Source organism: Psychrobacter sp. SZ93C1, from assembly GCF_015864635.1.
GTDB lineage: Bacteria > Pseudomonadota > Gammaproteobacteria > Pseudomonadales > Moraxellaceae > Psychrobacter > Psychrobacter fozii.
Map to the genome: position 1 here is coordinate 373,154 of NZ_JADYWY010000001.1, position 12,576 is coordinate 385,729.

11 protein-coding genes are annotated in these 12,576 nt (G+C 40.9%); 5 read left to right on the forward strand and 6 right to left on the reverse strand.

Annotated features, from left to right (window positions below):
* The first annotated feature begins 159 nt into the window (after positions 1–159).
* Complete coding sequence (gene purL, locus I6E83_RS01645; protein ID WP_197099713.1) at positions 160–4,170, forward strand: phosphoribosylformylglycinamidine synthase; 4,011 nt, start codon at positions 160–162, stop codon at positions 4,168–4,170.
* A gap of 111 nt (positions 4,171–4,281) precedes the next feature.
* On the opposite strand, the gene I6E83_RS01650 is transcribed toward purL, so the two are convergent.
* On the reverse strand, positions 4,282–4,902 hold the full coding sequence (locus I6E83_RS01650) for a glutathione S-transferase family protein (protein ID WP_197099714.1): 621 nt from the start codon (positions 4,900–4,902) through the stop codon (positions 4,282–4,284).
* Between the two features lie 86 nt (positions 4,903–4,988).
* On the opposite strand from I6E83_RS01650, the gene I6E83_RS01655 reads away from it, so the two are divergent.
* The 4 genes from I6E83_RS01655 to I6E83_RS01670 all read left to right on the forward strand — a co-directional run bounded on the left by I6E83_RS01655 (position 4,989) and on the right by I6E83_RS01670 (position 8,451).
* Positions 4,989–5,387, forward strand: a complete 399-nt coding sequence (locus I6E83_RS01655; protein WP_197099715.1) for an ACT domain-containing protein — start codon at positions 4,989–4,991, stop codon at positions 5,385–5,387.
* A gap of 660 nt (positions 5,388–6,047) precedes the next feature.
* Entirely contained in the window at positions 6,048–6,395 is a 348-nt protein-coding gene (locus tag I6E83_RS01660; protein ID WP_320158376.1) for a TIR domain-containing protein, read from the forward strand.
* Positions 6,388–7,287 carry a DUF4231 domain-containing protein gene (locus I6E83_RS01665; RefSeq protein WP_197099716.1) on the forward strand — a complete coding sequence of 300 codons (900 nt, stop codon included), beginning with the start codon at positions 6,388–6,390 and terminating at the stop codon, positions 7,285–7,287. The genes I6E83_RS01660 and I6E83_RS01665 overlap by 8 nt, the downstream gene beginning before the upstream one ends.
* Before the next feature lie 117 nt (positions 7,288–7,404).
* Positions 7,405–8,451: a hypothetical protein gene (locus I6E83_RS01670; protein ID WP_197099717.1), complete on the forward strand. Its 1,047-nt coding sequence runs from the start codon at positions 7,405–7,407 to the stop codon at positions 8,449–8,451.
* Between the two features lie 87 nt (positions 8,452–8,538).
* On the opposite strand, the gene I6E83_RS01675 is transcribed toward I6E83_RS01670, so the two are convergent.
* The 5 genes from I6E83_RS01675 to I6E83_RS01695 form a co-directional block, all read right to left on the reverse strand.
* Positions 8,539–8,706, reverse strand: a complete 168-nt coding sequence (locus I6E83_RS01675) for a hypothetical protein (protein WP_197099718.1) — start codon at positions 8,704–8,706, stop codon at positions 8,539–8,541.
* Positions 8,707–8,725: 19 nt separating this feature from the next.
* On the reverse strand, positions 8,726–9,472 hold the full coding sequence (locus tag I6E83_RS01680; RefSeq protein WP_197099719.1) for a pyridoxine 5'-phosphate synthase: 747 nt from the start codon (positions 9,470–9,472) through the stop codon (positions 8,726–8,728).
* A 44-nt stretch (positions 9,473–9,516) separates the two neighbouring features.
* The gene (locus I6E83_RS01685; RefSeq protein ID WP_197099720.1) at positions 9,517–10,392 is read right to left on the reverse strand and encodes an N-acetylmuramoyl-L-alanine amidase; all 876 of its coding nucleotides are present in this window, start codon (positions 10,390–10,392) and stop codon (positions 9,517–9,519) included.
* Between the two features lie 92 nt (positions 10,393–10,484).
* Positions 10,485–11,672: a hypothetical protein gene (locus I6E83_RS01690; RefSeq protein ID WP_197099721.1), complete on the reverse strand. Its 1,188-nt coding sequence runs from the start codon at positions 11,670–11,672 to the stop codon at positions 10,485–10,487.
* A 44-nt stretch (positions 11,673–11,716) separates the two neighbouring features.
* The gene (locus I6E83_RS01695; protein WP_197099888.1) at positions 11,717–12,490 is read right to left on the reverse strand and encodes an MOSC domain-containing protein; all 774 of its coding nucleotides are present in this window, start codon (positions 12,488–12,490) and stop codon (positions 11,717–11,719) included.
* Positions 12,491–12,576 lie beyond the last annotated feature (86 nt).

A 12,576-nucleotide genomic window follows, 5' to 3' on the forward strand; every position in this document is an offset into this window, starting at 1 on the left:
AACAAGGCAATTATTTGCTAACCGTTTGCGAGTTCAATAAATGCGCTTTTCGGCAATTTATCTTGGTTTAGACCTGCTTATTACAGGGCTTCTTGTTATAATACGCAGACCATTTACTTAGCATGGCAGAGATGCCTTGATCTTACGGATTATGCCTTTATGATGACCATCGCCGGACAACCGTTTCTTACCGATTTTCAGACGCAGCAACTCATCAGTCAGTTTCAGCAAAAAACCGAGCTCAATGTCAGTCAAATAAGTACCCAGCAAGTGTATGTGCTATCACGCAAGCTCGAAGGTGATGAACATAAAAAGGCGTTAGACCTACTCGCTGTTGACAGTGCGACAGTGCTCGCCGACCCACAAGCTAATCAGATACAAGTCATCGTTGGTCCACGTTTTGGCACGATTTCGCCATGGGCAAGTAAAGCGACTGATATTTTTAATAACTGTGAAATCGAGCTCAACCGTGTTGAGCGTGTGGTTGTTTATACGTTAACCATTGATGGTGACGCAGGCGAAAAACTACCAGTAGACGCTGAGCAATTATTGTTTGACCGTATGACGCAGAGCTTGGTTTATGATTTGAACGATTTGAACAAATTGTTTGATGATGAGCAGCCAGCATCATTGAATCATATTGATGTCATCGGACAAGGTCAGTCAGCACTAGAGTCTGCCAATACCCAGTTTGGTTTTGCATTATCTAGTGAAGATATTGATTATTTGATGAATGCTTATGTCAATGAGCTTAAGCGTAATCCAACTGACGTTGAGCTGATGATGTTTGCACAGGCAAACTCAGAGCATTGCCGTCATAAGATTTTCAATGCTGAGTGGACAGTGGATGGTGAAGTACAGCCAAAGTCACTGTTCCAAATGATTAAAAATACCTACCAGTCTAATCCACAAGGTATCTTGTCTGCCTATAAAGACAACGCTGCTGTGATGGCAGGGTCTGACGGTATGCGTTTTTACCCCATTCCGACTGACGCGATGGACGCAAACTCTGCCCATCCTTATGACTTCCATCAAGAAGCAATCGACATTCTGATGAAAGTCGAAACGCACAACCATCCAACGGCTATCGCCCCGTATGCGGGTGCAGCGACGGGTGCTGGTGGTGAGATTCGTGATGAAGGCGCAACAGGTCGTGGCGGTAAGCCAAAAGCAGGTTTGACAGGCTTTCACGTATCACATTTGCATATTCCGGAGCTCGCTGAAAAGTGGGAGCAGTCAGGTCAATTGAGCACTCAGGCCTATGGCACGCCAGATCGTATGGCAACCAGTCTTGAGATTATGACTGAAGCACCACTGGGTTCAGCCAACTTCTCAAACGAGTTTGGTCGTCCTAATCTATGCGGTTATTTCCGTAGTTTCCAGTTGGATACGTCAGCGGCAAAAGACGGCAGCGAGATGCGCGGCTATCACAAGCCAATCATGCTGGCAGGTGGTTACGGCAATATCAAACGCAACCTCATTGAAAAAAATGCCATTCAACAAGGTGATTTATTAATCGTCCTTGGTGGCCCTGCCATGCAGATTGGTCTGGGTGGTGGTGCAGCGTCTTCTGTTGATAGTGGTTCACTTGATGAAGGCTTGGACTTTGCCTCAGTTCAGCGTGACAATGCTGAGATGGAGCGTCGTTGCCAAGAAGTGATGGACCGTTGCTGGGCACTAGCCGGTAGTGATGTCGATGCCAGCAATAATGGCAAAGACGGCAACCCTATCGTGTCATTGCATGATGTGGGCGCGGGCGGTATCTCTAATGCAATGCCTGAGTTGGTCAATGACCACGAGATGGGCGCAGTACTAAACCTGCGTAAAATTCCTTCGTTAGAAGCTGGCATGTCACCAATGGCCATCTGGTCAAATGAAGCGCAAGAGCGTTATGTCCTCGCGATTCGCCCAGAAAGCGAAGCCCAATTCGATGCGATCTGTGCGCGTGAGCGTTGCCCGTATGCCATCTTGGGATCAGCCACGGATGTGCGTCAATTGGTTGTTAATGACGAGTTGCTAGAAGACCAACCTGTCGATATGCCGATGCAAGTATTGCTAGGTGGCACGCCGAAGATGAAGCGTAGCTTTGAGCGTCATGAAACCAGCTTACCTGCACTAGAGCTTGGCGATGTTAATTTAGCTGAGTCTATCAAAGACGTCTTGCGTCATCCAACCGTCGCTAGCAAATCATTCTTGATCAGCATTGGTGACCGCTCTATCACTGGTATGGTCGTGCGCGATCAGTATGTTGGTCGCTATCAAGTGCCAGTATCGGATTGTGCGGTGACAGCGTCAGGCTTGATCGCACTCGATGGTCAGGTGATGAGCGGTGAAGCGATGAGTATCGGTGAACGTACGCCAGTTGCGCTAATCAGCCCACAAGCGTCAGCACGACTCGCAATTGGCGAAGCGATTACCAACATCGCTGGTGCGCGTATTGCTCAGTTATCTGATATTACGATGTCAGCGAACTGGATGGCAGCTTGCGGTGATGATGCAGAAGACGCAGCATTGTTTGACGCTGTCTATACAGTCGGTGAAGAGCTGTGCCCAGCATTGGGTATCGCTATCCCAGTTGGTAAAGACTCGCTATCGATGCGTGCCAACTGGACTGACAGCAGTGAAGCAGGTGAGACGGATAAATCAGTCGTATCACCAATGAGCTTGGTGATTACTGCCTTTGCTCCTGTGGTTGATGTAGCAAAAACGCTAACCCCTGAGCTAATCAATGGTGACAGCGCGTTCTACCGTATTGACTTGTCTAAAGGCAAGCTACGTCTAGGCGGTTCAATCCTTGCGCAAACGCTTAGCCAGTTGGGTAAAGATTGCCCAGATTTAGCACAGCCAAGCGACTTGGTCGATTTCTTTAACTTTGTCCAAGCGGGCAACGCGCAAGGCGTCATCAGCGCCTATCACGATATCGGTGATGGTGGTCTATTGGCAACTATTGCTGAAATGCAGTTCACCAGCCGTCAAGGTATCAAGCTGTCATTGACGGACGATAACTTACTCGGTCAGCTGTTCAGTGAAGAGCTGGGTGCCGTCATCCAAGTATTACCAGAAAACGTCGCAGCTTTAATGCAATTGGCAGAAGAGTTCAACGTTGCTGATATGCTCAGCCTCGTGGGTCAAAGCTCAGAAGAAGACAGTCTACTTATCCAAACGCCAACGCTCATGGGTGATGATACTCTCAGCTTTAGCCGTACTGAATTACAGCAAGCGTGGACTCAGGTCAGCTATCAAATCGCTCGCCGCCGTGATAACCCAGCGTGCGTACAGCAAGAGTATGACTTAATCGCTGATGCTAGCCATAAAGGTTTGATCGCTGCGCCAAACTTTGATTTGAATCAAAAAGTTGAAGAGCCGTATGTAAACAGCCGTGCTGATTCTGATAACAGCAAGCCAAGAGTCGCTATCTTGCGCGAGCAAGGCGTCAACGGTCAAACGGAAATGGCAGCAGGCTTTACCCAAGCTGGCTTTGAAGCGGTCGATGTACACATGAGCGATCTACTGAATGGTCGCATCAATCTACGTGACTTCGACGGTCTGGTCGCTTGTGGTGGCTTTAGTTATGGTGATGTACTGGGCGCTGGCTCTGGTTGGGCGAACTCTATCTTGTTCCATGACGAGTTACGCATGCAGTTTGTCCGCTTCTTTGCCCGTCCTGATACCTTCTCACTAGGTGTCTGTAACGGTTGTCAGATGATGGCTCAGTTAAAAGACCTCATCCCAGGTGCAGATAACTTCCCACGCTTCATCGCCAACCAATCGGCTCGTTTTGAGGCGCGTACGGTCAACGTAAAAGTCGAGCGTACCAAGTCTATCCTGTTCAAAGGTATGCAAGACAGTATCTTGCCAATCGCTGTGGCACATGGTGAAGGCTATGCCACTCTAGACAACAACGAAATCGACGGTATGGCAAAACACGGACAGCTCGCCATGCGTTATGTCGATAGCCAAGGTCATCCAACTGAGACCTATCCGCTCAATCCAAACGGTTCTGTCGGCGGTGTCACGGGTCTGTGTAGCACTGATGGTCGTGTGACGATTATGATGCCGCATCCTGAGCGTAATCTAAAAGCGTATAACCATAGCTGGAAACCAGAAGAGTGGGATGAGGACGGCGCGTGGATGCGTATGTTCCGTAACGCTCGTGCTTGGTTGCGCTAGGAAAACTTGAATTAATCTTAGATAATAAAAAAGGTGGGCTTCGGCTCACCTTTTTTGTGTTTGACGTTCGGATGTTTAAGAAGCAGGAGAGCTGATCCCCAAGGTGGCTATTTATAGCCTCACAAAATTGGGCAGTGATTCGATACGTTTAAGCCAATTGAGTAAGTTTTTATAAGGCAATAACTCCAGCCCACCTTCCTCTGCATTATGCGTATACGCATATAAGCTAATATCCGCAAGACTCACATCATCTCCTAATATGTAGGCTTTATTTTGAAGATGTTCGTTCAAATAACTAAGAATGTCTTTTGACTTATCAAGCTTCTGCTGATATTCGGCCAACCGACTGGGTATCATATTCTGGAATTTTTTAATAAAACGCACAGAGGCTATATTAGGTCGAACCTCGGTTTGTTCATAGAGTAACCATTGCCACATTTCTGCATATTTTATGGCAGCGTTTGGAATAAGTGATGAACCATCCGCCAAATATCTAATAATGGCATTAGACTCTAATATTTTGGTAGGTTTGCAACCAATAGATGAGTCGTCAGGTTCGATTAATAAAACTGGTACTTGGCCTAATGGATTGATTTGTAAGAATGTCTCTTGTCGGCTTTCTTGCGTCAATATATCGACCTCAATCCATTGGTAATCAATGTTTAATAACGCGCAAGTTAGGCGCGTTTTATAGCTATTTCCGGATATTTTATTACCGTATAAGGTGTACATGGCTTATCCTTGTTATGACAATCAAGTGGTAATATATCTATCATTAGCATTGAATACTAGGGTTAAGTACATTTAGGAGTCATACCATGTCAGGAATTACAGATATCAATGAGCTATTGAGTTCGATGCAGCCAGCACTGGTTGATGAGTTATTTGTGTTTTGTACCGTAGCAGGACAGCTAGCGGAATACATAAACTTAGCGCCAATAGCGACGTTTGTGGAGACAGAAGGGTTGACTCTGGTTTTGACAAAAGACAACGCTGATGAGACAGGTTTGCAGTATGAAAGCGTGTTTCGGCAAATCACTCTAACGGTGCATTCAAGTTTAGAAGCGGTAGGTCTAACCGCAGCCGTGTCAACCAAACTAACCTCAAAAGGTATCAGTGCCAATGTGATCGCTGCCTATTATCATGACCATATATTTGTGTCGGACGATAAGGCGGAGCAGGCGCTATCAGAGTTAAAAGAGCTGAGTAATATATAAAGTTTTTTGATGCCTTGATTTACTTCGTTAAGATTAACTAAGTTAGTTTAGAATATTGTTCTACAAATGAAAAAGGTGGGCTTAGGCTCACCTTTTTTGTGTTTGGGTGTTTTACATATTGACTTAACTTTGATATCAAGTGATGCGGAGTAGGTTGGTGTGGAGCTTGCGACACCCAACGATTTTTTAGGGGAGCTATTCCTGCTTTTCGCTAATATCTTGGCTGACACAGGGGCAGTCGCTAAGGCTAGGCTCGTTCCTGACTCAGCGATAACGTCCCTAACTAAGCGTCTGCAACCCTGTTCTGTGCCATGTATATACGCTGCAACTAGGGTTAAACCATGTTTCAAGGTAACTACTATAGATAGCATAAATTTCAGCTAAGTTTTAATTAATATTTTAGATTAGCGCATAACCTACCATAGACAGTTTGAAGCATAAAATATTAAGCGATAAATGTTTAATTTTATACAGTTTTCAATAAATTCTGTTATATTGATACAACATTACTTTAATAACAACGAGAGAAATTTTATGGGATTACCACGTGCTTTTGTTGGGTTTAGTTCAACTGATATTAGATACTTTAGACTAATGAAAGCTTGGAAAGCTAATACAAGATTTGACTTTAATTTTGCAGACTTTTAGATTGAAAAAGCAATCAACTCTGAAAATGAAGAATATATTAAAGGTTTGATTAGAGAAAGAATAAATATGTCTGGCACATTCATATCGTTAATAGGTGCAGATACTAAAAGTAAGCATAAGTTTGTCAGATGGGAAATGGAGGTTGCGCTAGAGAAGAATTGTAGAATAATAGGCATCAACCTTGATGGAAATAGAAATTTTGATAATATACGATGCCCTCCTATTTTGAAGAATAAGGGAGTATTATTTTTACCTTTCTCTCCTAATATTATTGCATATGCGCTTGAAAATTTTCAGAAGAAAGAGGAAGGTAATTTAGTTTATAAAGATAGTGTGTATAGAGAGCTAGGTTATGAATGAGTCTTTTGAGGATAGTGACTTCCCTACAGTTTTTTGTATGGCAGATAAATGTTCTATCGATAGTCAAAAGGAATATTTAAATAAAATAAAATTAAATGCTTTTTTAGGAACAATTTCTATAGGGTTAGCTCTTTTTACTGACACCTCCAAAATATCTCTAGCATTATTAGTTATATCATTAGTATTTTGTGTTATTTCAATGTGGTCATTAGTATCTGAACAAAAAGAGAAATCATGGTATAGAAGCAGAGCACTAGCTGAATCTGTGAAATCTCTTACTTGGAAGTACATAATTGGTGGAGAGCCTTTCATACATGATCTTAACATTGATAAAGTTAATAAAGATTTTATTATTAAGATCAAGGGACTAAGAGAAGAACATAAATTAATTTTCCGAGATATGATAATAAGCGATGACAACTTATCTATAATAACTGAAAAGATGAAAAAAATTAGAAGCTTTTCAGATAAACAGAGAGCAGAGTACTATTTGAAAGAAAGAATACAATCTCAAAAAGAATGGTACATTAAAAAATCTAAATATAATGGTAAAAGAAGTAAGTTTTGGAGTCATACAATAGTAGTATTGCTAGTATGTGCGTTAGTCTTCGCTGTTCTAAAAAGTATATTTCCTGAATATAAATATTATCCCATAGAACTGTGCATATTCTTGTCAACATGCTCTTTTACATGGTTACAAACTAAAAGGTTTAATGAACTCAATGCTGCATATAACTTAACAGCTCATGAAATTGCTGATATAGAAGTTGAGATGACTAGAATAATTAATACTAATTTATTTGAAAATTATCCAGAGTTCATATCCGATTGTGAAACTGCTTTCTCAAGAGAGCATACACAGTGGTTAGCTAGAAGAGATTCTCTAAGTTGAACGTTGATAACTTTCCGAGAATAATCAAGTGAGTACATTCTAATAATTTTTTTTACTACATTCAAATTAGTCAATAATTTTTCAATGCGTATTTAAACTCAGCCATAAGGGTAAATTTTGTTAACGTTAATTGTAATTTTGATTGCTTACTATGGGAGTATGTATTATTTAAAAAAATATGCAGGCCGTCACAACCCGCTGTGGGGACTTAGTTTTGCTTTAATAAGTTATATAAACTTATTTTTATTTACTATCTTCATTATGACACCATTCGAAAAATGTAGATTAAACGTTTTAAGTTGTGAAGGATTTATAATCTTCTCTCATTTTTTTAATGCGATCATAATAGTTAGTATTGCTCTTCATATCAGTAAAAAAATAAGAAAAATAGATATTAGGAGCCAGAAGAAAATAGTACGAATGAACTTCAAATGGACAACAATTATAATTGCCTTGCTTTTATTAATATGGATTTTATTCATATATTATGAGACTGGAATTCAAAGTACATGGATTCTAGTCGTTTTGTTTTTAATAGTTGTCAAAGGATCACGTTTACATCAGCGCTCTTTAGCTTCAATTGCAAAGCTTGAACTAACTGCATTAGAAAATGAACCATATGTACTTTTTTTGAGAGATTTCAAGATTGACAAGATTGTTGCAAGACCGAGTAATATTCGATTAAATGTCTTAGATTCAATACTAGGTATCACTATTGATAATTATTTAACTGAATATTTAAAGGAACATATTACATTAGTTGCTTTAGGAAGTCCTGATGATTATCTACCAACACTTGGTGCAAAAAAAATATATTTGCCTGACGAAAAATGGCAAGATTATATAACTAAGTATTTGCATAATGCAGCTTTAATAATTATTTTAGAAGGAAGTTCTGAAGGTCTTCGATGGGAGCTGAGCTACATTAAAAAAAATATTTTACCAGAAAAGATTAAGATTATATCGCTACCTAAAGAGTTCAAAAAGCACAGTCTATTCGTTGATAAATATCCTATGAAAAATTTTAAAGATATTTTAGCTGAATGTGGCTATACAATTGACGGTGAATTTAGACAAGGTCAGTTAATATCCTTAAACAATAACTGGGTAGCAGATAAATACGAAGATTATGAACAGCTAATACGTTATTTACCTTCATATTAATACTATTATTAAAATTTATTGGTTTCTCTATGATGTCTAGTTAGTTTTTTAAAGTGCTTTTTCGTCTTACTTTGACGATTCATCCTATCAAGCCTCAGCGATCAACTCATGAATCTTAGCACTTTCCTTTAGCACACAAGCATCATAAGCAGAAAGCGGTTTCGCTTCCTGCTCATTTTCTTGCGCTTGTTTGGCTTTTTCTTCTAGATATTTCTCAAGCTCGTCTTGTTGCTCTTCACGTATTAAGTCACTCATATCGACTCCTTCTACATTTTTACTCACATATCGCCAAATACTGACGCACGACATTATCCATGCCTTGCTCTAGCGACTCAATCGTAAAGGCATGACCAATCGACACCTCAGCGATATCACTAAGTGCGAGCAAGTCAGCCAAATTATCCAAATTCAAATCATGACCCGCATTGACGCGGATACCGTTTTGATTGGCTAGGGTGATACAGTCGCTAAAGCGTTGCTTGACCTCATCGAAATCAATATTGTCATCGCTCTTACCATTACTGTAAGCGCGCGCCCATTCTTCGGTATACATCTCGATCGTCTGTACATCACTCTCAATGACCGCTTTGATTTGTTCGATATCAGGGTCGATGAATACCGCACAGCGCGTACCGAACGTTTCTAGCTCTTTGCTCAACGTTGATAAAAATTCATGATGTTTGATGATGTCAAAGCCATGATCAGAGGTCAGTTGATCGTCACTGTCTGGTACGAGCGTGCATTGATGTGGCTTTACCTCACGGATAATCTTTAAGAACTGCTCATTCGGGTTGCCTTCGATATTGAACTCAATCTCTGGATAGTCCGCCAAAAATGCACTGATATCATAGACATCTTGGTATCTGATATGACGCTCATCGGGTCTTGGATGTACGGTAAAGCCTTTAACCCCTAGGTCAATCAGCTTTTTCACAAAATACAATAAGTTAGGGTAGTCAGTACCGCGAGAGTTACGGATTAAAGCCAATTTATTCAAATTTACGCTAAACAATGTGCTCATAAAATTCCTTGTACAGCTCGTTTATTATTGATGATATGAAAGGGTTAATAAAAATCGTTGGTATCAGCATACTTCTTATTCAATGCCTTTAAAATAGCATAAGTTTCTAAATCTATTTCGCCCGTTGGATTCAGAGGTCGAAAGTGTAGCTGAAACGCATAGACGACATCGCGACTGGCGTTGTCCCACTCGTCGCTGTTATTGACTTGATATCCATACTTGCGAAAGGCTTGCTTGATCTCCTGCACGCTTGGCGCGACCAAGGTACGCCGATTCATAATTTCTTGCTTGTCCGCTTCATCATACCAAGCGCCGATACCGTACTCTTTATACAGTTGCTCCCATGGGAATTTGGCACCGGGGTCGATCTTACGAGAGGGTGCCATATCAGAATGACCGATGATATTCTTTGGTGAGATGTCATATCTCGCGGTGATATCTTGCACCAGCTCTGCGACCTTTTTAATCTGTAACTCGTCAAAAGCGACATAATGGTCATAAGGATGATATGCCAGCTGGCCGTCTTTTAGGGCATTTTGATACTCAGGCGCAATCCCTGTATTGACAATCTCTATGCCGATAGAGGTGTCGTTTAATATCGTCCGTCCTGCAAAACTGCCGTCACCCGCATGCCAAGCGCGCTCGTTTTCTGGTACTAGATTATAAATTTTATCATCGTCATTATCTAATACCAGATAATGGGCGCTGACCTTGCCTGTGGTCAGTGTTTTGATAGATCGGTCATTGTCTGAAACCGTATAGTGCAGCACGATGGTTTTGATACGTTCGCTTTTGCCAGTGGCTTGGTAGGTTTTACTATCCACGATGTAGCTTTTGGTGGTCGCGACTGGAGAGGTAGTGGTCACGCAGCCAATCAAAGGCAGTGTTAGGCCAAATGCTAAGAAGATGTTTTTTACCATGAAATGCTCTGTTTGGAAGTGATAAAAACAATGATGATTTATTACTGCAGATATTATATCAATGAGTAGTTACTCAATTAATTTTGATTATACTATTTTACAAAGTACCACCCGTGAACTAGCTTTAATGAGTCTTTAATAACATGATTTAACAATCTGTCCTCTTTATAAAGTTTTATATAAAAGTTTTTGTCAACACTATGTCTACGTCTTGAGGAAGCTAATTTTTCACTAATATATGTACTTATTTCAGATTCACAGTAACGGCAATGGTTTAACAGAAAATCGTTTTTTTCTGATAGGAATATCTCGCCATGGCCAAGCTTAGCCTGCCATTGATAACTATTTAATTGCTCTATAATGCTTTGATACTCGAAGTTAGCGAGCTTTGATAGAGGTAAACTATTTAACAAGCAAGAAGAAGAGTCATGCACGTTCGGCAAATAAAAATCTATACCTTGAATCAAATTAGTTAATTTCCTACACTTTGGACATTTGGTAGAGCCAATATTAGGATAGGCAAATATAGGTAATTTTCTACTTGGAAACCACTGGATATCACCAGCTAGTAAGTGTTTGATAAAATCTGTCAGCTCAAAAGTCATTACATCATCATTGTTAGAATTTGAACCTTTAAGGGCTTGCCAAAGTATAGTTCTAGGACTCAACAATATTGATAAAGGCTTGATACCTGAAATTATAAACTCTTTTGTCACCCTATCGTGCAGAGGAGCCGAGTTCATCAGCTGTAAATCAAAAAGAGGTAACCATCTCTTCTGTTGAAACTCTAAACTTTTTAGTTTTCTTTTTCCAACATTTTGAAGCCATACTGCTCTTATAGGTAAAGATTTAAATAGCCTAGAATGATACTTTGCTTGTCTTTCTCTAGTTCTACTAAATGTTTGGGACGACCACTGTATTTCTACAGGGATGGCAACTTTATCGTTGTAAATTATTAAATCAGAAATCCAGACGTTCGGCTTCTTATCATCTGATCGCCTTTCAAATTCAACTTGCCATCCAACTTCTAAGGCTGCTCGGGCACATAAGTACTTAGCATACATATGCTCGCTAGACTCGTCGGTAACAGGACATTCACCACGTTTTTTATGAGCAAAAAACTGAGTGCCGTAATGACTGGTTTTAGGTAACGCTTTAGCGTCACAACAAGACATATAAATATCTGTTTGATGGTGAGTTTTTTTAAAATCAGTCCATTCATCTGTAGAAAAAGAAAAACTAAAAATCTCTACACTATTTTTTATGCATGAAAATGGCATCTTATTACAAATATCCTTGATGAAATTAGTTCCTTAAAATCGGACTAACCTTTCCGAATCTTCTTAGCCAACACCTTTTTCCAACTCTCTTCCAAACACTTAATCGCGAGCCATGGCTCAATCAACTCTGCATCATATTTTTCTTTAGAATTGGCCAGTTGCCATAACTTTTCGAGCGTTGCAAACGGATAGGGGCGCTCGATTAAATATACGGGTAAGTCCGCATCAATTAGACCATCACGTACGACTTGAAAGTACCAGCCAGAGATACCTTGTTTACTCACCCATGCCGCGATATTTGGTACTTTGGTAAACTGTCCGATCTGATCATTGATTTTGTAGCAGGGGCGCCGCGGTTGAACGATGCGTAGCTGAACGCTATCACCATCATTACTATTATCTTGTCCGTTTTCAAAATGTCCACCATATTGAAAAACATCACCAATGCAAACCGTAGACTCAGTCATTTCCGGTAGACCGTTGACGGTTTCGGTCGTGAGGTTTTCGCCCAATGTACCGACGCGTACCTTTAGACTAAACGCTGCATTGATTTTTTCATAAGTCGCAGGTGCCAGTTGATGCACGGCTTTTAGCGGGCCACCATGATGCTTACGGTCAGCCTGTTCATCAGTGGTTAAGCCCATAAAGTTGACGGCGACAGGCGCTTTGATTGGTGCTTTATCGATGGCACTCATCTCTTCGCGGGCAAATGGCATCGCTTTACCAACGCGGACGCAGGTTAAGTTGGCGATATGTAGCGGCAGGTCTTGGTTAAAGTCTGGCTTGCTTTGTGCCGTTGCTGGTAACGTAGATATCATCGGTTCTGTGCTCATAAGCCGCTCTGATGGTTGGTTGTTTTTTGAGGCAGTAATGCTGACTGGTTGCTGATATCTTAGCGTAATCT